Annotated in this window: 17 protein-coding genes and 1 pseudogene; 7 read left to right on the top strand and 11 right to left on the bottom strand. The window is 71.4% G+C overall.

Annotation, left to right across the window (positions count from 1 at the left end; genetic code table 11):
• Positions 1-19: 19 nt before the first annotated feature.
• Together pgm and ACFXBC_RS26865 are read right to left on the bottom strand one after the other, a co-directional pair.
• Positions 20-1,660 (bottom strand): phosphoglucomutase (alpha-D-glucose-1,6-bisphosphate-dependent), encoded by a 1,641-nt coding sequence (gene pgm / locus ACFXBC_RS26870; protein WP_385029631.1) that lies wholly within the window; start codon positions 1,658-1,660, stop codon positions 20-22.
• Positions 1,661-1,938: 278 nt separating this feature from the next.
• A complete protein-coding gene (locus ACFXBC_RS26865) occupies positions 1,939-2,793 on the bottom strand; it encodes a class I SAM-dependent methyltransferase (RefSeq protein ID WP_385029628.1) in 855 nt (284 codons plus the stop codon).
• Positions 2,794-2,961: 168 nt separating this feature from the next.
• Here ACFXBC_RS26865 and ACFXBC_RS26860 point away from each other — a divergent pair, with 168 nt between their 5' ends.
• The 4 genes from ACFXBC_RS26860 to ACFXBC_RS26845 all read left to right on the top strand — a co-directional run bounded on the left by ACFXBC_RS26860 (position 2,962) and on the right by ACFXBC_RS26845 (position 8,789).
• Positions 2,962-3,576: a TetR/AcrR family transcriptional regulator gene (locus ACFXBC_RS26860; protein WP_385029625.1), complete on the top strand. Its 615-nt coding sequence runs from the start codon at positions 2,962-2,964 to the stop codon at positions 3,574-3,576.
• A 98-nt stretch (positions 3,577-3,674) separates the two neighbouring features.
• The gene (locus ACFXBC_RS26855) at positions 3,675-5,390 is read left to right on the top strand and encodes an acyl-CoA dehydrogenase family protein (protein ID WP_385029622.1); all 1,716 of its coding nucleotides are present in this window, start codon (positions 3,675-3,677) and stop codon (positions 5,388-5,390) included.
• Between the two features lie 126 nt (positions 5,391-5,516).
• The gene (locus ACFXBC_RS26850) at positions 5,517-7,889 is read left to right on the top strand and encodes a discoidin domain-containing protein (protein WP_385029619.1); all 2,373 of its coding nucleotides are present in this window, start codon (positions 5,517-5,519) and stop codon (positions 7,887-7,889) included.
• Between the two features lie 147 nt (positions 7,890-8,036).
• On the top strand, positions 8,037-8,789 hold the full coding sequence (locus ACFXBC_RS26845; protein WP_385029616.1) for a hypothetical protein: 753 nt from the start codon (positions 8,037-8,039) through the stop codon (positions 8,787-8,789).
• 92 nt (positions 8,790-8,881) lie between these two features.
• On the opposite strand, the gene ACFXBC_RS26840 is transcribed toward ACFXBC_RS26845, so the two are convergent.
• The 3 genes from ACFXBC_RS26840 to ACFXBC_RS26830 all read right to left on the bottom strand — a co-directional run bounded on the left by ACFXBC_RS26840 (position 8,882) and on the right by ACFXBC_RS26830 (position 12,902).
• Complete coding sequence (locus ACFXBC_RS26840; RefSeq protein ID WP_385029613.1) at positions 8,882-10,735, bottom strand: phospholipase C; 1,854 nt, start codon at positions 10,733-10,735, stop codon at positions 8,882-8,884.
• 186 nt (positions 10,736-10,921) lie between these two features.
• Entirely contained in the window at positions 10,922-12,193 is a 1,272-nt protein-coding gene (locus ACFXBC_RS26835) for an EfeM/EfeO family lipoprotein (RefSeq protein ID WP_385029610.1), read from the bottom strand.
• Positions 12,194-12,278: 85 nt separating this feature from the next.
• Positions 12,279-12,902 carry a helix-turn-helix domain-containing protein gene (locus ACFXBC_RS26830; protein WP_385029670.1) on the bottom strand — a complete coding sequence of 208 codons (624 nt, stop codon included), beginning with the start codon at positions 12,900-12,902 and terminating at the stop codon, positions 12,279-12,281.
• 129 nt (positions 12,903-13,031) lie between these two features.
• On the opposite strand from ACFXBC_RS26830, the gene ACFXBC_RS26825 reads away from it, so the two are divergent.
• Together ACFXBC_RS26825 and ACFXBC_RS26820 are read left to right on the top strand one after the other, a co-directional pair.
• Positions 13,032-14,168: an NAD(P)/FAD-dependent oxidoreductase gene (locus tag ACFXBC_RS26825; RefSeq protein WP_385029607.1), complete on the top strand. Its 1,137-nt coding sequence runs from the start codon at positions 13,032-13,034 to the stop codon at positions 14,166-14,168.
• A 31-nt stretch (positions 14,169-14,199) separates the two neighbouring features.
• Complete coding sequence (locus ACFXBC_RS26820) at positions 14,200-15,168, top strand: PaaX family transcriptional regulator C-terminal domain-containing protein (RefSeq protein WP_385029667.1); 969 nt, start codon at positions 14,200-14,202, stop codon at positions 15,166-15,168.
• A 9-nt stretch (positions 15,169-15,177) separates the two neighbouring features.
• On the opposite strand, the gene ACFXBC_RS26815 is transcribed toward ACFXBC_RS26820, so the two are convergent.
• Positions 15,178-16,113: a GlxA family transcriptional regulator gene (locus ACFXBC_RS26815; RefSeq protein WP_385029604.1), complete on the bottom strand. Its 936-nt coding sequence runs from the start codon at positions 16,111-16,113 to the stop codon at positions 15,178-15,180.
• Positions 16,114-16,185: 72 nt separating this feature from the next.
• Here ACFXBC_RS26815 and ACFXBC_RS26810 point away from each other — a divergent pair, with 72 nt between their 5' ends.
• Positions 16,186-16,521 (top strand): cupin domain-containing protein, encoded by a 336-nt coding sequence (locus ACFXBC_RS26810; protein WP_385029601.1) that lies wholly within the window; start codon positions 16,186-16,188, stop codon positions 16,519-16,521.
• Positions 16,522-16,703: 182 nt separating this feature from the next.
• On the opposite strand, the gene ACFXBC_RS26805 is transcribed toward ACFXBC_RS26810, so the two are convergent.
• The 5 genes and pseudogenes from ACFXBC_RS26805 to ACFXBC_RS26785 all read right to left on the bottom strand — a co-directional run.
• Entirely contained in the window at positions 16,704-17,501 is a 798-nt protein-coding gene (locus tag ACFXBC_RS26805) for a 3-hydroxybutyrate dehydrogenase (protein ID WP_385029598.1), read from the bottom strand.
• A 65-nt stretch (positions 17,502-17,566) separates the two neighbouring features.
• Positions 17,567-18,061, bottom strand: coding sequence for an NUDIX domain-containing protein (locus ACFXBC_RS26800; RefSeq protein ID WP_385029595.1), 495 nt, complete (start codon positions 18,059-18,061; stop codon positions 17,567-17,569).
• A gap of 66 nt (positions 18,062-18,127) precedes the next feature.
• The gene (lnt, locus tag ACFXBC_RS26795) at positions 18,128-19,729 is read right to left on the bottom strand and encodes an apolipoprotein N-acyltransferase (protein WP_385029592.1); all 1,602 of its coding nucleotides are present in this window, start codon (positions 19,727-19,729) and stop codon (positions 18,128-18,130) included.
• 197 nt (positions 19,730-19,926) lie between these two features.
• Positions 19,927-20,448 (bottom strand): hypothetical protein, encoded by a 522-nt coding sequence (locus ACFXBC_RS26790; protein WP_385029589.1) that lies wholly within the window; start codon positions 20,446-20,448, stop codon positions 19,927-19,929.
• A gap of 59 nt (positions 20,449-20,507) precedes the next feature.
• Positions 20,508-20,936, bottom strand: a pseudogene (locus ACFXBC_RS26785) (glutamate racemase); the annotation flags it as partial.

The raw sequence follows: 20,936 nt of genomic DNA, 5'->3' as shown, positions 1-20,936 counted from the left end.
CCGGTTCCCGCTGCTGTCGTCAGCCCGCGAGAGCCGCCGAGACGACGGCCTTCGCCTCCTCCTGGACCTGGCTCAGATGACCGGCCCCCTGGAAGGACTCGGCATAGATCTTGTAGACGTCCTCGGTGCCCGATGGCCGGGCCGCGAACCAGGCGTTCTCCGTGGTCACCTTGATGCCGCCGATGGGCGCGCCGTTGCCCGGCGCCTCGGTGAGCACAGCCGTGACCGGCTCCCCCGCCAGGGTGTCCGCGGTGATCTGCTCGGGCGAGAGTCTGGCGAGCACCGCCTTCTCCGTACGGTCGGCGGGTGCGTCGATCCTGGCGTAGGCGGGCGCGCCGAACCGCTCGGTGAGCGCCGTGTAGTGCTCGGACGGGGTCTTCCCGGTGACCGCGAGGATCTCGGAGGCGAGCAGGGCCAGGATGATGCCGTCCTTGTCGGTGGTCCACACCGATCCGTCGCGGCGCAGGAACGAGGCTCCGGCCGACTCCTCGCCGCCGAAGCCCAGCGAGCCGTCCACCAGCCCGTCCACGAACCACTTGAATCCGACGGGTACTTCGACCAGTTCCCGGCCGAGATCGGCCGCGACCCGGTCGATCATCCCCGACGAGACCAGTGTCTTGCCGATGCCCGCTCCCGCGGGCCACTGCTCCCGGTGCGGGTACAGATACGAGATCGCGGCCGCCAGATAGTGGTTGGGGTTCATCAGCCCGGCGTCGGGCGTGACGATGCCGTGCCGGTCGGCGTCGGCGTCGTTGCCGGTGGCGATCCGGTACTCCTCGCACCGCTCGATCAGCGACGCCATCGCGTACGGGGACGAGCAGTCCATCCGGATCTTCCCGTCCCAGTCCAGGGTCATGAAACGCCAGGTCGGGTCGGCGAGCGGGTTGACCACGGTCAGGTCGATCCGGTGCTGTTCGGCGATGCGGCCCCAGTACGCGACAGAAGCGCCGCCCAGCGGATCGGCCCCGATCCGCAGACCGGCGGCGCGCACCGCGTCCAGGTCGACGACGGCCGGCAGATCGCTCACGTACGCGTCGAGGAAGTCGTAGCGGCCGGTCGTGGCAGCGGCCAGCGCCCGGGTGTACGGGAGTCGGCGCACGTCCTTGAGACCGCCGGCGATGATCTCGTTGGCGCGGTCCTGGATCCAGCCGGTCGCGTCGGATCCGGCCGGGCCGCCGCTCGGCGGGTTGTACTTGAACCCGCCGTCGGCGGGCGGGTTGTGCGAGGGGGTGACCACCACACCGTCGGCGAGGCCCGTGGTCCGGCCGCGGTTGTGGGTGAGGATGGCGTGCGAGACGGCCGGGGTCGGGGTGTACCCGTCGGCGGAGTCGATGAGCAGGGTCACCCCGTTGGCCGCGAACACCTCGATGGCGGTCACCCTGGCCGGCTCGGAGAGCGCATGGGTATCGGCGCCGACGAAGAGCGGGCCGCTGGTCCCCTGCCGGGTGCGGTACTCGCAGATCGCCTGGCTGGTGGCCGCGATGTGGTCCTCGTTGAACGCGGTGGCGAAGGACGAGCCGCGGTGCCCCGAGGTCCCGAACGCCACACGCTGGGCGGGCTCGTCGGGGTCCGGGTGCAGCGCGTAGTACGAGGTCACCAGCCGCGCGACATCGGTGAGGTCCTCCGGTCGCGCCGGCTGTCCCGCTCGTTCGTGCGCCATCTGCTCACTCCTCCGCTTCGGTCGTCACGCTCAGTTTGTCAGCTCATCGTCCCGGGTCTGCGGCGTGTTCGGAGGATGACCCGCCGGACGGCTGCCCGGCTACGTGGACGGGCGGGTCGGCCGGACGGCACGGACGGGCGGTCCTCGGTGGCGCCGTGCCGGTGTTCCTCGCCGGGCGGGCAGGCCGCCGTCTCACCCGGGTGGGCCTCGTACACAGTCTTCTCAGGGGCGTGCGCCATCCCCGTACGAGAGCGGACTCCCGCGTAGAGCCGCTCCGGTCACACCCGGCGGGCCACGACGAGACGGCAGTTGGGGCTGCCGTCCGGGCGCCGGCCGAACTCCTCCAGCGGCAGCAGCTCGACCGCGAACCCGGCACGGACCAGATCGTCCCGCACGGCGCCCAGCGGAAAGGTCCGGTAATACATGACGAACCGCGGCCGCCACACCAGGTTGCGCACCCGCATCACCGAGTCGAAGCCGAGCAGCGTCCAGTACAGCGGGTCGCGGAAGGACTGCGGCGCCCCGATGGGGAAGGCGAAGATCCCGCCGGGCCGCAGCACGCGGTGCACCCCGGCGAAGAGGCGGGGGCGTTCGGCGGGCAGGAAGTGACCGAACGCGCCGAAACTCACCGCCAGATCGAAGGCGTTCCGGAACGGGAGCTCCCGGGCGTCGGCCCGCAGCCACTCGGCCTCCGGCGCTCCCGCACCGGTCTCCGGCACCCCCGCATCCGCCTCCGGCGCCCCGGCATCCGCCTCCGCCAGACGTGCGGCTGCCAGCATCCCCGCACTGAAGTCGACCCCGGTGACACGCTCCGTGCAGAGCGGGCGCAGCACCCGGACCCCCGCCCCTGTCCCGCAACAGACATCGAGCCCGGCCCCGAACGGGCCGAGCGGGCGCAGAGCGCCGCCGACCGCGTCCAGGACGCGGTCGGGTGTACGGAACGGAGTCCGGTCGAATGTGGGCGCCAGGAGGTCGTACCCGTGCTCGATCGAGGAGAGCGCCTGCACCGTCAGCTCCCGGAAGGTCGGGCCCTGCGGGGAGAACGGCCGGCCCGCCCCCGCCAGCTGGGCTGCCGCACGGGAGAGGAGCGTCCGGGCGCCGCGGTGCGCGGGCTCTTCGGCGAGTGAGGGCATGGGCCGGGCCACCTTTCGGAGTCTTCAGATTACGCGGACGAGCAGGCGTGGCCGGCGCCGTTCTTGCGGGCGCCCGACGGGGGTGATTCAGTGGTACGAAGATATGAATCGTGATTCATACCATCGTGTCAGACCGTACCGATCCAGACCGTAACCGGGGTTCAGACCATGGCCTACCGACCGACGGCCCGTACCGAGGCGACCCGTGCCGCCCACCGCGAGCGGCTGCTCGAAGCCGCCCGCGGCCTGCTGGCAGAAGGGGGCTACGCCGCCGCCGGTGTCGCCGCGCTGGCGGCGCGAGCCGGTGTCTCGACCGGGAGCGTGTACAACCACTTCGCCTCCAAGCAGGAGCTGCTGGCGGCGGTCTTCCGGCACACCGCGGGTCATGAACTCACCGCGGTACGCGAGGCGGTGCGGGCCGAGGACTCCGCGGCGGCCCGGCTCACGGCCCTGGTCGAGGTCTTCTCGTACCGTGCGCTGAAATCTCCGCGGACCGCCTGGGCGCTGCTCGCGGAGCGGGTGGATCCGCTGGTGGAGGCGGAGCGCCGTACGTATCGCAGCGGGTACCACGGGCTGGCCGACGAGATCATCGCGGCCGGGGTCGCCGGGGGTGAACTGCCCGAGCAGGACCCCGGTCTCTCGGCCGCGGCGGTCATCGGCGCGATCGGTGAGGCGCTGCTCGGACCGCTCTCGCCGGTCGGCGACCAGCAGGAACCGGGGCCCGTGGTCGCCGCGATCACCTCGCTCTGTCTCCGGGCCGTCGGCGCCCGGCACCCGGGCTGATCCCCCGTCACACCCCTCTCCGGCCGCCTCCCGGCAAGCCACCTCCCGGCAAGCCACCTCCCTACAAGCAGGCAACAGACAGCAGACAGGATCCAGTTATGACGGAGCACTCCTTCCCCGCCGCCGGACTCCCGGCCGCCCCCGCACCGCGGCTCACCCACGAGGTCGTCAACCAGGTGCCGCCCCGCGTCGGTGTCGACGAGTACGGGGCCAACACCCCGCTGACCGCGGCCGTCCAGGAGTTCGGCGCGGCCCATCACGCACCCGAGCTGCACGCGATCGGCGCGCTCGTCGGCTCCGAGGAGTTCCAGGGCTGGGCCGAACTGGCCCACACCAGCCCGCCCGTACTGCGGACCCACGACCGGTACGGCAACCGCGTCGACGAGATCGACTTCCACCCGGCGTACCACGAGGTGATCGGCGCCTCGGTGCTCCACGGCACCCACACCGCGGCCTGGGCCGACCCCAAGCCGGGCGCGGCGGTGGCGCGGGCGGCCTCCTTCATGCTGTTCGCCCAGATCGAGCCGGGTCACGCCTGCCCGATGTCCATGTCGCACGCCGTGGTGCCGGTCCTTCAGCGGGACCCGGATGTGGGCCGCGACTGGCTGCCCGGTCTGTTCAGCCGTACCTACGACCCGCGGCTGATCGCGCCGGACCGCAAAGCGGGGCTGACCTTCGGGATGGGGATGACGGAGAAGCAGGGCGGCTCCGACGTACGGTCCAACACCACCCGGGCGGTCCCGCTCCCGTCGGATCCGGACGGCCGGGCCCATCTGCTCACCGGCCACAAGTGGTTCTTCTCGGCCCCGCAGTCCGACGCGTTCCTGGTCCTGGCGCAGGCCGAGGCGGGGCTCACCTGCTTCCTGGTCCCCCGGGTGCTGCCCGACGGCACGCGCAACACGGTGCGCATACAGCGCCTCAAGAACAAGCTGGGCAACAAGTCCAACGCCTCGTCCGAGGTCGAGTTCGACGGCACCTGGGCCCAGCAGGTCGGCGAGCCGGGGCGCGGGGTGCCGACCATCATCGAGATGGTGAACCGCACCCGGCTGGACTGCGTGCTCGGCACCACTGCCGGTATGCGGCAGTCGCTGTCGGAAGCGGTGTGGCACGCCACCTACCGCACCGCCTTCGGTGCCCGGCTGGTGGACCAGCCGGCGATGACCGCTGTCCTCGCCGATCTGGCGCTGGAGACGGAGGCCGCCACCTGGACCTCGCTGCGGCTGGCCACGGCGTACGAGGAGGAGAGCGGCGAGTCCGAGACGGCGTTCCGGCGGCTGGCGACCGCGGTGTCCAAGTACTGGATCTGCAAGCGCGGCCCGCAGCACGCCTATGAGGCCCTGGAGTGCCTGGGCGGGAACGGCTACACCGAGGACTGGCCGCTGGCGCGGCGCTACCGCGAGCAGCCCGTGATGGCCGTGTGGGAGGGGTCGGGCAATGTGATCGCGCTCGACGTCCTGCGCGGTATCGCCAGGACTCCCCGCTCGCTCGACGCCTTCTGGGGCGAGCTGGCGAAGACGTCGGGGGCGCATCCGGTGCTCGACGCGCACATCGGGCGGCTGCGTCGGGAGCTGACCGCCGACCTGCGCGACCCGGTCGCCGCACAGACCCGCGCGCGGGCCACGGTCGAGGGGATGGCACTGGCGCTCCAGTCCTCGCTGATGCTGCGGTACGCACCGGAGGCGTCGGCCGCCGCCTTCATCGGTGCCCGGCTCGGCGAGGACCGCGGACACCAGTACGGCGTCCTGCCGCGCTCCACGGACGCCGCGGCGATCGTGGCGCGGCACTCCGGTACGCCGGGAGCGGCCCCTGCGTGACGAAGGGCATCAGTCAATATTTTGCGTGCTCTCCTTTGTTTCTTGCGCAGACTCATAGACTTCCTGCGGAACCACTTCTAGCCTTTCGGCGTCCGCAGAAGCCACGAGCCGCAAGGACGTAAGCCTGTGACACCTCCCCCCAGACGCCGCCTGCTCCGCCGCGGCCTCTCCGTATCGCTCTCCATGGCACTCGCCGTGGCCGGAACGGCCGCAGCGATGGTGCTCTCCAGCGCCCCCGCCGCCCGCGCGGCCGGGGTGCCCGCCCCCTCCCCCGTGGGCATCTCCGGCCGGGGCGCCACCGTGCCCTTCAAGGAACAGGAGGCCGAGTACGCCGCCACCAACGGCACGCTGATCGGCCCCGACCGCCTCTACGGCCACCTCCCGTCGGAGGCTTCGGGCCGTCAGGCGGTGACGCTCGACGCGACGGGTGAGTACGTGGAGTTCACGCTCACCGCACCGGCCAACGCGATGTCCTTCCGGTACTCGCTGCCCGACACGGCGGACGGTGCGGGACGGGACGCCTCCATCGATCTGAAGGTCAACGGCAGCCGGCTCAAGAGCGTGCCGGTCACCTCCAAGTACAGCTGGTACTACGGCGGTTACCCCTTCAACAACAATCCGGGCGACACCAACCCGCACCACTTCTACGACGAGACGCGCACCATGTTCGGCTCGACCCTGCCGGCCGGGACCAAGGTCCGCCTCCAGGTCGCTTCGACGGCGCAGTCACCGACCTTCACCATCGACCTGGCCGACTTCGAGCAGGTCGCCGCACCGATCGCCAAGCCGGCCGGCGCGCTGGACGTGGTGAGCGACTTCGGCGCCGATCCGACCGGGGCCGCCGACTCGACCGCGAAGATCCAGGCGGCCGTGGACGCGGGCAAGGCGCAGGGCAGGACGGTGTACATCCCGCAGGGCACCTTCCAGGTACGGGACCACATCGTGGTCGACAAGGTGACGCTCGCCGGGGCCGGCCCCTGGTACAGCGTGCTGACCGGCCGCGACCCCACGGACCGCAGCAAGGCCGTGGGTGTGTACGGGAAGTACGCGTCGGCGGGCGGCAGCAGCGGCGTCACGCTCAAGGACTTCGCCATCATGGGCGACATCCGGGAGCGCGAGGACAACGACCAGGTGAACGCGATCGGCGGGGCGCTCTCGGACTCCACGGTCGACGACGTGTGGATGCAGCACACCAAGGTCGGTGCCTGGATGGACGGCCCGATGGACCACTTCACCGTCAAGAACAGCCGCATACTCGACCAGACGGCGGACGGCGTCAACTTCCACATGGGCGTCACCAACTCCACCGTGACCAACACCTTCGTACGCAACACGGGTGACGACGGGCTGGCCATGTGGGCGGAGAACACCCCGAACGTCAACGACAAATTTACGTTCAACACCGTGGTGCTGCCGATCCTGGCGAACAACATCGTGACCTACGGCGGCAAGGACATCACGCTCTCCGACAACGTGATGGCGGACACCATCACCAACGGCGGCGGCCTGCACATCGCCAACCGCTACCCGGGCGTCAACTCCGGTCAGGGAACGGCTGTCTCCGGCACCACAACAGCCGCCCGCAATACGCTGATCAGGACCGGGAACAACGACTTCAACTGGCAGTTCGGGGTGGGCGCCGTCTGGTTCAGCGGCCTCAACGAACCGGTGAACGGCAACATCAACATCACCGACAGCGAGATCCTGGACAGCTCGTACGCCGCGATCATGCTGATCGAGGGTGCGACGAACGGCCTGCACTTCAAGAACGTGAAGATCGACGGAGCAGGCACCTACGCCCTCCAGATCCAGGCACCCGGCACCGCCTCCTTCACCGATGTCACCGCCACCCACATCGCTCAGCAGAACCCGATCCACAACTGCATCGGTTCCGGCTTCGAGATCACCCAGGGCTCTGGGAACTCGGGCTGGTACGCCGACCCGCCGGTCTGCACCGGCACCTGGCCGGCCCCGGTGTGGACCAACGGCGGCGTACCGCAGGGCGGCGGCACGACCGACCCGCCGACCGATCCCCCGACCACACCTCCCACCGACCCGCCCACCACTCCGCCGGCCGACCCGGGCAACCTCGCCCAGGGCCGTCCGGTCACCGAATCGGGGCACGCCGATGTGTACACGGCGGCCAAGGCGGTCGACGGCAACGCCGACACGTACTGGGAGAGCACCAACCACGCCTTCCCGCAGACCCTGACGGTGGACCTCGGAGCGGCGAAGGCCGTGAAGCGGGTGGTGCTGAAACTGCCCCCGTCGGCGGCGTGGGCCACCCGTACCCAGACCCTGAGCGTCTCGGGGAGCACGGACAACTCCGCGTACAGCACGCTCAAGGCTTCGGCGGACCACACCTTCGATCCGGCGAGCGGCAACACGGCCACGCTCACGCTGCCGGGGACGGCGGTCCGCTATCTGCGGGTGACCGTCACCGCCAACACCGGCTGGCCCGCCGCACAGCTCTCCGAACTGGAGGCGTACACGAGCTGACCGGCGCGGCGTCCCGGCCGGACCGTCCACCGGTCACCACGACTGCGCCCGCCGTGCGGCACCCGCAGGGCGGGCGTAGCCTCGTCGTGTACGTCCCACCGGCCTTGACCAGGCACATCTCAGGAGGCGACGTTGACAGGACACCGCATGGCCAGGCCACTGGCGGCGGGCGCGGCAGCAGTCGTTCTGACGATCGCTGCGGGCAGCTCAGCCGTGGCGGACGGCGGGACAGGGTCGCTGCCGGCCCAGGAGATCGCCAACAAGGCACATGACGCCCTCTACGGGACCTCATCGCTGCACATCAGCGTCCACGGGCGCTTCGGTTCCAGGGGCACCCCCACCACCATGGACCTCACCCTCGACCGGCAGGCCAACTGCCGGGGCTCGGTGAGTCTGGGCGGACAGGGCTCCGTCCAGATCATCAAGCGGGGCGGCAAGGTCTGGATCAAACCGGACGCCGCCTTCTGGAAGAACCAGGTACCCGGAGGCGACGCGGCCCGGTCGGTTCTGCACGGCCGCTATCTGACCGGGTCGTCGCAGAGTCCGCCGCTGCAGGGCCTCGCGAACGTCTGCGACCTGGACTCGTTCCTCAAGACCAGCACCGAGTCGGGTACCTCCGGCGGCGCCCCGCTGACCAAGGGGAAAGTCACGAAGATCCATGGAACCGAGGTCGTCCCGGTCAGCGCGGAGCGCGGCGGCCGGCTGGAGACCCTGTACGTGGCGACGCACGGCAAGCCCTATCCGGTGCAGGTCTCGGTGAAGGCCAAGGACCGGACCACCCTGGCGACCGTGGGGTTCTCCGGCTTCGACAAACCGGTGCCGTCGAGCACACCCTCGCCCGACCAGGCGGTGGACATCTCGAAGCTGCGGACCCAGGTGGGCCCGGCCGCCTCCACCTGAGGACGCGCGCGGGTGGGGAAAGCCCTCCCGTACGGACTGACGCCGGGGACCTGGCCGCGACGGCCCGGTCCCCGGCGTCCCTTCCGTACGGCTCAGGCCGCGCCCCGTCCGGTACGGCGGCGCACCGCCAGGGTCACGCCCGCACCTCCGACGACCACGGCCGCCAGCACGCCCGCGGTCAGCAGACCGGGCTGGGATCCTCCGCTGCCGGAGAGGTCCTGGAGGGCGACGTTCTGCCGCTGCGGGTCGGTGATCTCGGCGGCGACCGGTGCCACCGGCCTGATCGGGCCGGCCGACTTGACGGAGCCGTCCTTGTTCAGGAGCACCTGCTTGCCGTTGGGGTGCCGGAAGTCGAGCATGCCGGCCAGCGATCCGGCCCGGGTGTCGAAGGAGTGGTCCCCGATGCGTTCGGTGTGCCAGTTCTCCTCGACGAACTTGATGATGGAGGTCTGCTCGGTCCGGGTGTGGTCGATCTTGTTGACCTTGCCGAACGGCGAGATGACCATCAGCGGCTGCCGGGCGCCGGGCCCGCACCGGTCGGCATAGCCGCCCGCGGCCTTCGGGCCCTTCCGGCAGGCCGGTGAGTCCACCGTCCTGCCGTTCGTCTGCTTGCTCGTGTCCCGGGAGCCGTTGCTCGGCTTGGCGTACACGTGGTCGTACCAGCCGTCCGAGTCGTCGTAGGCGAGGACGACCGCGGTGTCCTTCCACTGCGGGGCCTGCTGGATCTTGTTGATCTGGCCGATCAGGAAGTCCTGTTCATCAGCGGGGTCGGAGTATCCGGCGTGCCCGTCCTGGTAGGAGGGGGCCTTGAGGAAGCTCACCGACGGCAGGTGGCCCGACTTGAGGGCGGCGTCGAAGTCCGTCAGGTCGTAGTTGTGGTTGGCCTGTCCGGCGTGACCGATCTCGGCGACCGACTTGGGCGCCACGTGGTGCGGGTTCGCCGTCGACCGGTAGTACTGGAAGGGGTCGTGGTGGGGGCTGTAGTCCACGACCTGCTCACCGCCGACGTTGGCGTGCGTGGTGCCCCCGCACTTGGCGAGGTGGTCCGATGTGCCGTCCCACGGGGTGCTCGGCCGGAAGCCGCCCTGGAACCATCCCCAGCTGACGTGCTTCGCGTTGAGGCGGTCGCCGATGTTCTTGCCGCCCAGCTCGGCGAGGGAGGACTTGCTGGTGTGGTCGTTGCCCGAGCAGTCGTCGTAGGCCGGGTCCGGGTCGGTGATCATGGTGCCGACGCCGTGCGCGTCCGGCGACGCGACCGCGGCCGGGTCCGGCTTGTCGGTCCGCTTCGGATGCTCGGTGGACGAGGCGGGGTCGGTGGAGACCACACCATGGGTCTGGCCGGAGACCAGCTCGATGGCGCCCGGTGTCGAAGGGCCGTACGCCGAGCCGAAGGAGTTGTCGTTGAGCGCGTAGTGCTGGGCGTAGTTCCACAGGGCGGTGACGGTGTTGCCGTCGTAGTAGTCCATCGCCAGGCCGGGTTCACCGAAGAGGTTGCCCGAGCACTTTCCCGAGTCGGTGTTCTGGACGAACTTGTCGGCCTTGCCCGCGTTGTACGCGTACTGCTCGGGGCCGTACGAGTGGTTCTGGTCGCAGGTCATGGCCTGGTCGGGGGTGAGCCGCTTGGGCAGGTACTGGTTGGGGTTCTTGTCGAGCAGCCCGGCCGTACGGAGGTTGTCGATGTCGTGCGGGGTGCGCGGGGACGGGGTGAACTTCGTGCCGTCGGTGTTCGCGGCGTGCGGGTAGGTCGCGAAGTAGTGGTCGAACGAGATGTTCTCGTCGAAGAGCACCACCAGGTGTTTGACGGGTGTCGCCGTGGCACTCCCGTGATGCGCTGTGGCGGGCGCCGCCGCCCAGGCGGGCGCGGCGCCGCCGAGTACGGTCAGCGCGGCGGCGCCGGCCAGCGCTCCCCAGCGTCGCGCGCCCGCTCCTCTGCCCTTGCTGCCCATGCGGTTCCGCCTTCCACGTCCGACGGTGCACCCTGTCATGCACCTCTCAATATGCTGACACGATGCAACACCATGACACGGGAGTGAACATCTGGCATCCGGTGGGAAAACAAAATTGAGCAAACAAACTGTTGAGCAGCGTGCTTGGCGAGGACGGCCCGTCAGGAGCCGTACCAGGAGGGGCCGTCAGGACGACCGTCGTACGTCGCAGAGCGCCGCGATGTCCGCCAGCCGCTCCACCAGTCCGCTCAGAGCCGCGTTCACCTGCTCGCGCCGGGCGCGGCCGAGCCGGGCGGGCGGGGTCCAGTGCCCGTCGTGCTCCTGTCCGTCCAGCACCGCCTGGGTGCGGTCGAGTTCACCGTCCAGCTCCTTCAGCCGCGGGTACCTGCCGGTGAGCACCGAGCGCAGCCGGGACAGGACCACCCGGGTGCCGTCGAGATTGGCGCGGGCCGTCGCGAGACTGCTGCCGCTGCCGTAGTCGGTGCGGCCCGTCAGCTCGAACTGCACGGTGTTCTCCAGGATTTCGTGCGCCCGCAGCCCGAGGTCGAGCGGGTCCATCCGGGCCTGCCCCCATGCCGTACGCAACTCCCCCACATCCTTGACCAGCCGGTCGGCGAACGGCCGCAGAGCGGGGGTGGACTCGCCGTGCCACAGCCCGTACTCGATGCGGTGGAAGCCGGTGAAGTCCCGGTCGTGGACGCCGCCCGACAGCCCCGCGGTGGTTCCGTTGATCGCCGCGTCGGCGTCGCCGAACGTGCCGTAGGCGGCGCCCAGCCGCTCGTAGTCGAGGTGCGCCGTGAGCCAGGCCTTCCTGGCCCGTGCCGGGTCGCCGGAGCGGATCGCGGTGCCGAGCTCACGGGTGTCGCCGAGGAGGGTGCCCATCCGGCCGGTGACCCACTTCTGGTAGCTCAGGGTCGGCGGGATCAGATCGTGCTGGCTGACGGGCACGGCCGCGGGCCCGCCGCCGCTGCCGGTACCCGGCACCCGCACGGTGGGCCCGGTGACGGATGCGGCGTCGTCGGGGAAGCAGCCGAAGGCGTAGGAGCCGGCCGCGATGGTCGCCCGCAGCGCCCGGGTGGTGCCGGGACCGAGCCCCTCCACCTCGCCGTAGACCGCGCCGCTCTTCGCGTCCTTCAGATACACCTCGACGGGGGTGGTCGACGTGTTGTGCACATCGAAGACCTGGGTGCCGGGGCGCGGGTCGCTCCAGCCCGTACCGCAGCTGCCCGCCGAAGCGTCGACGGCGGTGTGCGGCAGGCCGTCGGAGTGCGCGGCGGCGGAGTGGCCGCCGCCGCTGAGCAGTCCGGCGGCTCCGGCGCCCGCGAGCGCCAGCGCGGCGGCCAGTGCCGCACCGCCGATGACCAGCGCCCGGCGCGGACGGCGTACGGGCTCGCTGGGTACGGTCTTGCGGTCCGGCACACCGGCCTCCTGACGCAGCAGCACGCGGAAGAACGACATCGTAGACCCGCGGTGGATCAGCGGGACGGGGTGGTGGCGTCCTCACTGTCCCCGGAGGGCCTCGGGATCACCCGCCCCGCCGCAGTCACCGCCCGCCCGGCTCCTCGTCGGCGGCCCGCCGCTTTCCGGACGGACGCGCGCGCACGTGCATCCGCTCCCCCTGCTGGCCGAAGAGGCTGAGGAACTCCACGGGCTCCGGGCCTGCGGCGGCCCAGGCGTGCGGCGTGCGGGTGTCGAACTCCGCCACCTCGCCCGCGGTGAGGACCAGTTCATGCTCGCCCAGGACCAGCCGGAGCCGCCCGGACAGGACGTACAGCCATTCGTACCCCTCATGCACCCGGGGTTCGAGCTGGTCGGCGGTCCGCCGCCCGGCCGGGATGATCTGCTTGTACGCCTGCAGTCCTCCGAGGTGCCGGGTCAGCGGGATGAAGGTCATTCCGTACCGGTGGACCGGGCGCGGATGGACGCGCGGGTCACCGGTCGGCGGGGCGTCGACCAGCTCGTCCAGCTGTACCCCGTACGTCTTCGCCAGCGGCAGCAGCAGCTCCAGCGTGGGTTTGCGCCCTCCTGACTCCAGACGCGACAGCGTGGAGACCGAGATCCCCGTCTCCTCGGCCAGCCGGCCGAGGGTGAGGTCGCGCTCCCGGCGCAGCGCCCGCAGCCTGGGGCCCACCGCCGTGAGCGCGGATTCCAGGTCGTCGCCCGTCATGCTTTCGGCCATGTTCCGCTCCTTCCGCCCGTCCTGTCCCCGGGCCCTTCTTATTTGCCATCTCGGCAATGGATTTTGTCAAACGGAACGGCACTGGTGGACCATCTTGCACAGATGGAGGTAACGCACATGAGTGACGAAACAACACAGAACATCCCTGGTGCACCGGGTCGGCCGGATTTCGATGTCGTGGTGGTCGGCGGTGGCGCCGCCGGGCTCAGCGGGGCGCTCGCCCTCGCCCAGGCGCGGCGCTCCGTGCTGGTGATCGACGCCGGGCAGCCACGCAACGCACCGGCCTCCCATGTCCACAACTACCTCTCCAACGAGGGGATCTCACCGGCCGAACTACTGACGCGGGGACGTGCGGAAGTGCGGGAACACGGCGGACGGATCCTGGAGGGCAGGGTCCTGACCGCCGGGCACCGGCCCGCGGGAGATTTCCGGCTCGGGCTCGCCGACGGGTCGGAGGTGACGGCCGGGCGCCTCCTTGTGACCACCGGGCTGACCGACGAGCTGCCCGCCGTGCCGGGGCTCGCCGACCGCTGGGGCCGTGAAGTGCTGCACTGCCCCTACTGCCACGGGTGGGCGGTCCGCGACCGGCCCATCGGGATCCTCGCGAGTGGTCCCATGGCGGTGCACCAGGCACTGATGTGGCGTCAGTGGAGCGCCGACATCACGCTGTTCCTGCACACGGCGCCGGAGCCGACCGACGAGGAGTACGAGCAGTTGGCCGCGCGTGGCATCGGCGTGGTGGACGGCGAGGTCACCGGAGTGGAAGTGACGGCCGACCGGCTCACCGGAGTGGTCCTGGCCGGCGGCCGGGTGATCAGCCGTCAGGCCCTGGTGGTGGCACCCCGCTTCACCGCCCGCGCCGGGTTCCTCTCCGGTCTGGGGCTGGAAGTCACCGAGCAGGAGATGGCGGGGCAGGTGATCGGCTCGTACATCGCCGCTGATCCGGCCGGGGCCACGGGGGTGCCCGGTGTGTGGGTGGCGGGCAATGTCACCTCCCTGACCGAGAACGTGATCGGCTCGGCAGCCGCCGGAATGCGCGCGGCGGCGGCGATCAACACCGACCTGATCACCGAGGACACCCGGCACGCGGTCGACGCCCGCCGGGCCCCCGGCCTGGCGCCCGGAGGCACCGGACAGCGGGCGGGCGAGCAGGCCGCGGAGCCGGCGTTCCCCGCCGCCGAGCCGGCGTTCTCCGCGGCGATGGAGCGGGAGGTCTGCACGCGCGTACTGGGCGACCGGCGGCACGGCCTCTGACCGGCCTCGTTGGTAACCTCCCCGGGTGACGATCGCAGCAGAGGCGGATGAACCCGCGCAGGGGGAGCCCGCAGCCGGTTCCGCGCAGCCACGCCAGTTCATCGTGACGGTGTACGGCCTGTACTCAAGGGCCGGCCTGGACTCGGAGACCGGCGCTCACGCGGAGTCCGGAGGCGGCGGCTGGCTCTCGGTGGCCACCCTGATCGGGCTCCTCGCGGACCTGGGTATCGAGGCTCCCGCCGTACGGTCGTCGATCTCCCGGCTGAAACGGCGGGGCCTCCTGCGGTCCGAACGGCGGAACGGCTCGGCGGGGTACGCCCTCTCCGATGAGGGCCTCGCGGTCCTGCGGGAGGGCGACCGCCGGATCTTCCGCAGGGAGCGCGCGACACCGGACGACGGGTGGCTGCTGGCGGTCTTCTCCGTACCGGAGTCCGAGCGCAGCAAGCGGCATCTGATGCGTTCCCGGCTGACCCGGCTCGGGTTCGGCACGGCCTCGGCGGGCGTCTACATCGCTCCGGCCCATCTGTACGGCGCCACGGCCGAGATGCTGCGCCGGCTGGACCTGGACGGCTACGCGGATCTCTTCCGTGCAGACCACCTGGCGTTCGGCCCGCTGGACGAGAAGGTCCGTGAGTGGTGGGACCTGGACCAACTGGAGTCCCTGTACGGCGAGTTCGTACGGAAGCATGCCCGGGTACTGGACCGCCTGCCGACCGGCGCCGGGGCGGAAACGGACTCCGGGGCGGGATCCGGAGCTGATCCCGGGGCGGATCCCGGCGCGGCCGAGCGGGACGCCTTCGTGGACTACGTACGTGTACTGACCGACTGGCGGCAGCTCCCCTACCTCGATCCGGGCCTCCCGGCGGAGCTGCTCCCGGACCACTGGGTGGGCATCCGGGCCGCCGAGCTGTTCTTCACGCTCCAGTCCCGGCTTGAGGCCGGTGCGCGCGCCCATGTCACCCGGGAGTCCGGCCACGGCCGGGGCCGGGCCGGGAGCTGACGGGCGGGGTCACGGAACCCGGAAAGCCCGCCGGTAGGCGCCGGGGGTCGTTCCCGTCCGGGCGAGGAAGCGGCGGCGGAGGTTGACCGCCGATGTGAGGCCGACCCGGGCCGCGACCGCCTCGACCGGCAGGTCCGTCTCCTCCAGCAGGGTGCGGGCCGCGGCCACCCGCCGGGAGAGCAGCCAGGCGCCCGGACTTGTGCCGAGCCGGTCGGTGAAGCGCCGGACCAGGGTGCGGTACGAGACACCGAGGTGAGCGGCCAGATCGTCCACCGACAGAGGTTTCCCGAGGTGTTCGTCGGCCCATCCGAGCAGGCCGTCGAGCGCGTCCCCGGGCGGCGGCGGGGGCGCGTGCCGCGCCTCGCCGCCCTCGCGATGCGGCGGCAGCACCATGTGCCGCGCGAGCAGGGCTGCGTACGCGGCCCCGTGGTCGTTCCGGACCAGATGCAGACACAGGTCGAACCCCGCACCGGCTCCGGCGCTGGTGGCGACGTCGCCGTGATCCACGTAGAGCATGCCCGGCTCCACCCGCACCTGGGGGAACTCACGCCGCAGCTGTTCGGCCCGCGCCCAGTGCGTGGTCGCCGAGCGGCCGTCAAGGAGACCCGTGCGGGCCAGCGCGAACACACCCGAGCAGATCGTCACCAGCCGCGCTCCTCGTGCGTGTGCCTGCAGCAGCGCCTGGTGCACAGGGCCGGACAGCGGCTCCTCAACCGGCAGCCAGCCCGGGATGATCACGGTGTCCGCTGCCCGGAGTGCCGACAGGTCCCGGGTGACGGACATCGCGTACCCGGCGGTGGTCGGTACCGGCCCGGGTGTCTCCGTACACACCTCGAACGCGTAGTGCTGCGGCACCCCGGGCCGCTCCGTTCCGAAGATCTCCACGGCGCAGCCGAGTTCGAACGTCGACTGCACCGGACGTACCAGGGCCACCACACGATGCATGGCATGAAAATACCCCTCGTTGTCAGCGGAGGCCCTGTCCGGTACCGGCCCGCCCACGGCACTGTTTCCGGCATGCACACTGAGATCCTCGCCCAGGAGGGCTACACCTCCGTCACCGTCGACGAATCCCCCGTCCGGGAGCTGTTCCCCGGGATCCGGCTGCGTCCCCTGTGGACGGGACCGGCCGGCGCCAAAGCCAACGTGCTGGAGATGGAGCCAGGCACCTCCTGGCCGACCCGCGATGTCCATGAGCCCGGCCCGGAGGAGGTCTACGTCGTCGCCGGCACCTTCAACGACGGTGCACGCGACTACCACCCCGGCACCTTCCTGCACGCCCCGGCCGGATCGTGGCACGTGCCGTCGACCACCACCGGCTGCACCCTGTTCGTCTTCTATCCGGAGGGCTGAGAGCCCTCAGAGGTCCTGACACGACTGCGCACGAGGCGGGGCTGCCCGCAGCCGTGGAGCCGCGGCGGGCAGGAGCGATCCGGCCGGTCTTCCACGGCTTCGGCCCACGGGCGTTACCGCGCCCGGCGGACCGGCCGACGCAATCCGATCAGCCGCGTCAACAACCCCGCGGGTCAATACACCTAGCGCGCGCTCCACCCGCCGTCGAGCGAGAGCGACGTACCGGTGACGAACGCGGCCTGCGGGGTGCAGAGGTAGGCGACGGCCTCGGCGACCTCGTCCGGTTCGACGAGACGCTTGAGCGCCGACTCCTTCAGCAGCACCTCGCTGACCACCCGCTCGGGCGGGATCCCGTGGGCCTCGGCCTGGTCGGCGATCTGCCGTTCGACCAGCGGGGTACGGACATACCCGGGGTTCACACAGTTCGAGGTCACACCGTGCGGGGCGCCTTCGAGCGCCGCGGTCTTCGAGAGCCCTTCAAGACCGTGTTTGGCCGACACATAGGCGGACTTGTACGCGGAGGCGCGCAGCCCGTGCACCGACGAGAGGTTGACGATCCGGCCCCAGCCCTGTCCGTACATGTGCGGGAGCGCGCCCCTGATCAGCCGGAAGGGGGCTTCCAGCATCACGGTGAGGATGGTGTGGAAGACCTCGGGCGGGAACTCCTCGATCGGCCGCACGAGTTGCAGGCCCGCGTTGTTGACGAGGACGTCCGTACCGGCGGCGGCCCGCTCCGCCGCATCGAGGTCGGTCAGGTCGAGCCCGTACGGTTCGACGGCGCCGGGCAGCCCGGTGGCCCGGCCCGCCAGCGCTTCGAGCCCCGCCCCGTCGAGGTCGACGGCTCGCACCGTGGCCCCGGCCGCGGCGAGGCGGAGCGCACAGGCGGCACCGATACCGCCGGCGGCCCCGGTGACCAGTACGGTACGGCCCGCGAGATCCAGGGCAAGCGGGGCGGGAGCGGGAACGGAATGCGCAGTCATGGGGCCACAGCCTAAGGGCCGTCCCGTCGTTCCTGGCGGGCGCACGAGGGGTTACTGGACCGCCCTCAGGCGTCGGCGGCGGGAGTGAAAGTGGCTGGTTCGAACCAGGTCGGGCCTTCGCTGAGGGCCCGCTTGATCCGGGACAGCGCGAAGTCGGCAAGCTCCGGCAGGGCGTCGACCGGGAACCAGCCGACGTCCAGGGACTCGTCGTCATTGACCCGGGGCGCTCCCCCGGTGGCCCGGCAGAGCAGGCTGATGTCCATGAACTGGCAGTGGTCACCGTTCGGGTACTGGATCTTCTTGAGCGCCTGGACGAGGAGGACCCGCTCCACCACGCACCGTACGGCCGTCTCCTCGTAGACCTCCCGGACCGCCGTGTCGGCGGGCTGCTCGCCCGGCTCCGGGATACCTCCGATGATCGCCCACTTGCCGGTGTCGGCGCGCCGGTTCAGCAGCACCCGCCCCTCCTCGTCGAAGACGATGGCACTCACGCCGGGCAGCAGAAGCAGCTGGTGGCCGGCGGTGGCGCGGATCTCTCGGATGAAGTCAGGAGTAGCCATGCCCCGACCCTAATGCCGCGGCGGGTACCGGTTCCTGTCCGGTACCCGCCGCTCAGCCGCGCTCCCTCACGCCTTGCGCCGCTGCACCGAGCGGGTGACCGCCCAGCCGAAGCCGCCCGCGGCGAGCGCCACGAGCAGCCACTCGGGGAGCGTTCCCATCCGGGTGGCCGGGGTCTGCGCCGAGCGCTTCGGCACGTCCGCGACCAGCGCGTCGGCGGTGAACATTCTGGTCTTCTGCGCAACCGAACCGTCCGGCCTGATGACCGCGCTCACCCCGGTGGTGACGGGGACCATCACGGCCCTGCTGTGCTCGACGGCCCGCACCCGCGACATCGCGAGCTGCTGGTAGGTCATCTCGCTGCGGTCGAAGGTGGCGTTGTTGCTGGGTACGGAGATGATCTGCGCCCCCGCCCGCACCTGGTCCCGTACCGCCCAGTCGAACGCGGCCTCGTAGCAGGTCACAGGGCCGACCCTGGTGCCCGCCATGTCGAAGTCGGCCGCCTTGTGCCCGGGTACGAAGTCCTTGCGGACCAGGTCCACGTCGGAGCTGAACAGCCGGAAGAACGACCGGTACGGCATGTACTCGCCGAACGGCTGGAGCTGGCGCTTGTTGTACGTGTCGACCGGGCCCTTCCTGGGGTCCCAGAGGATCTGCTGGTTGAGCGGCGAACCCGCTCCGTTGTCCGGGGTGACGACAGCGCCGACCGAGATGGGCGCCTTGATCGCCTTGGCCGCCTCGTCGATCGCGTCGTAGGCATCGGCGTTGAGGTACGGGTCGATGTCCGAGGAGTTCTCCGGCCAGAGCACCAGGTCGGGCTGTTCGGCCCGGCCCGCCTTCACATCGGCGGCCAGCTTCAGCGTCTCCTTGACATGGTGGTCGAGCACCGCGCGCCGCTGGGTGGCGAAGTCGAGTCCCATCCGGGGCACGTTCCCCTGGATGAGGGCGACCGTGGCCGTCCCGTCCTGCGCGCCGGTGCTGACCAGCGGGAGCGCGGCGAATCCGGCCGCGACCGGCGCGACGGCGAGGACGGCCGCGGTGACGATCCCGCGGTCCGCGAAACGCCGCAGATCCGCCCAGCGGCGTACCAGCTCCCCCAGACCGAAGCCGCACAGGACGACAGCGAAGCCGAGCAGTGGTGTCCCGCCGACCGCGGCAAGCGGCAGGAAGACCCCCTCGGGCTGTCCGAAGGCCACCTTCCCCCAGGGGAATCCGCCGAACGGCACCCGGGCACGGGCCGCTTCGACGGCGATCCACACCGCGGCGGCCCAGAGCGGCCCGAGCGGCAGCCGGGAGACGTACGCGATCCCCGCGCCCGCGACCGCGATGAAGAGCGCTTCGACCGCCGCGAGGCCCAGCCAGGGGCCGGGGCCGACCTCGACGCCCGTCCAGACCAGGAGTGGCAGCAGATAGCCGAGGCCCGCCAGATAGCCGAGGCCGAGTCCGGTACGGGCGCGGCGCCCGTACAGGGCCGCCCCCAGCACGGCGAAGGCGAGGGGCGCCAGCCACCACAGAGGCCGCGGCGGGAAGCTGGCGTACAGCAGGAGACCGGACGCCGCGGCGGCGACGGGCCGTACGAGACGACGGGCCAGCCGCCGTGCGCGTGGCTCTTCGGCGGACGGCGGGGCGAGCCGCTCGGACTCGTCCGTGGGTGTGGTGGGGGCGCTCACCAGGCGGAGTCTACGGTGGCGCGCTGTGCGTACGGCAAGCGCGGGCAGCGGAAAGCGGCGGACGGATGCTCCCGGGCGAAGCGCGCGCCGGGTGGGGCCGGGGTGGACCGGTGCCAGCTGTACGTCAGCCGCCGGGGACGGGCGTACGGCAACCGGCGGGACGGCCTCCGTACCCGGCCGGCCGCTCCCGGCGGCCGTCAGCCCGGCGAGAGACGCAGCCGGTCGCGGATGATCCGTACGGCCGCCTCCGCGTCGTCGACCGTGACGGTGAAGCTCCGGCCGTCCCCCAGGGTCAGGACCAGGCCCTCCCCGCGGCGGACCACCACGGCGGTCCCCTTCTCGGGGCGCCACCGGTATCCCCAGCCGCCCCACTGGCGCGGGGTCACGGCCGGGTCGAAGTCGGCGCCCACCACGTGGTCGAGCAGGATGCGGCGGCGCGGCAGACCGATGTAGCCGCAGCGCACTTCGAAGGAGTGCTCGTCGACCTTCACGGACACATGGACGAAGGCGAGCGTGCCGTAGAGCATCAGCAGGCCGACCAGCACACAGCCGATCACGGCCATCAGCAGCGGCGCGCGGTCCGCCGTCCAGGCGGAGTCCACAGCCAGCTCGATCCCGAGCGCCAGGCACGCGGCCCCGGCGAACGAGAGCAGCCACTGCACATGGTTGGTCGCCTGGCCGGTCCAGACCCGGGGGCCGGGCTCGCTGTGGTCCCTCATGCGTAGCAGCCTACCCACCTTCCGCGGAGGCGGCGGGGCTCAGGCGGAGGGCGCGGCGCTCAGAGCGCGGGGCTGACGGCCTGGAGCAGGCGGCCTTCCAGATAGGTCAGCGCGGCGGCCGGAAGCGCTCCCTCGCGTCCGCTGAGGAGCACGGTCAGGCGGGCGCCAGGTGCGCCGTCCGACGTGGATCCGGCCCCGGTACGGCGGAGTGCCTGGGCGGCCACCGCCCCGGCCGAGCCGTACAGCTCGGCACCGGGGCTGCCCTTGCGCCTGACGGCGTCCGCGATCCGCTCGCCGACCAGTTCGTAATGGGTGCAGCCGAGGACGACGGCCCTTACGCCGGACGGGGTGAGCGCGGACGCCGCGGCCACGGCCTGGTCGATGGCGGCCTCGTCGGCGTGCTCGATCGCGTCGGCGAGGCCGGGGCAGGGCACTTCGGTGACGTCGGCCCTGCCTGCGAACTCGCGGATCAGTCCGCGCTGGTAGTC

The organism is Streptomyces sp. NPDC059398, from assembly GCF_042751845.1.
Lineage (GTDB): Bacteria > Actinomycetota > Actinomycetes > Streptomycetales > Streptomycetaceae > Streptomyces.
This window is presented reverse-complemented; position numbering and strand designations above follow the sequence as displayed.

Coding starts and splice junctions, on each gene's coding strand:
- ACFXBC_RS26855 (WP_385029622.1), top strand. CDS start 3,675: ATGACGGAGCACTCCTTCCCCGCCGCCGGACTCCCGGCCGCCCCCGCA.
- ACFXBC_RS26865 (WP_385029628.1), bottom strand. CDS start 2,793: ATGCCCTCACTCGCCGAAGAGCCCGCGCACCGCGGCGCCCGGACGCTC.
- ACFXBC_RS26800 (WP_385029595.1), bottom strand. CDS start 18,061: ATGGCTACTCCTGACTTCATCCGAGAGATCCGCGCCACCGCCGGCCAC.
- ACFXBC_RS26810 (WP_385029601.1), top strand. CDS start 16,186: ATGCACACTGAGATCCTCGCCCAGGAGGGCTACACCTCCGTCACCGTC.
- ACFXBC_RS26815 (WP_385029604.1), bottom strand. CDS start 16,113: ATGCATCGTGTGGTGGCCCTGGTACGTCCGGTGCAGTCGACGTTCGAA.
- ACFXBC_RS26790 (WP_385029589.1), bottom strand. CDS start 20,448: ATGAGGGACCACAGCGAGCCCGGCCCCCGGGTCTGGACCGGCCAGGCG.
- ACFXBC_RS26835 (WP_385029610.1), bottom strand. CDS start 12,193: ATGTCGTTCTTCCGCGTGCTGCTGCGTCAGGAGGCCGGTGTGCCGGAC.
- ACFXBC_RS26845 (WP_385029616.1), top strand. CDS start 8,037: ATGGCCAGGCCACTGGCGGCGGGCGCGGCAGCAGTCGTTCTGACGATC.
- ACFXBC_RS26825 (WP_385029607.1), top strand. CDS start 13,032: ATGAGTGACGAAACAACACAGAACATCCCTGGTGCACCGGGTCGGCCG.
- ACFXBC_RS26860 (WP_385029625.1), top strand. CDS start 2,962: ATGGCCTACCGACCGACGGCCCGTACCGAGGCGACCCGTGCCGCCCAC.
- ACFXBC_RS26805 (WP_385029598.1), bottom strand. CDS start 17,501: ATGACTGCGCATTCCGTTCCCGCTCCCGCCCCGCTTGCCCTGGATCTC.
- ACFXBC_RS26830 (WP_385029670.1), bottom strand. CDS start 12,902: ATGACGGGCGACGACCTGGAATCCGCGCTCACGGCGGTGGGCCCCAGG.
- ACFXBC_RS26840 (WP_385029613.1), bottom strand. CDS start 10,735: ATGGGCAGCAAGGGCAGAGGAGCGGGCGCGCGACGCTGGGGAGCGCTG.
- pgm (WP_385029631.1), bottom strand. CDS start 1,660: ATGGCGCACGAACGAGCGGGACAGCCGGCGCGACCGGAGGACCTCACC.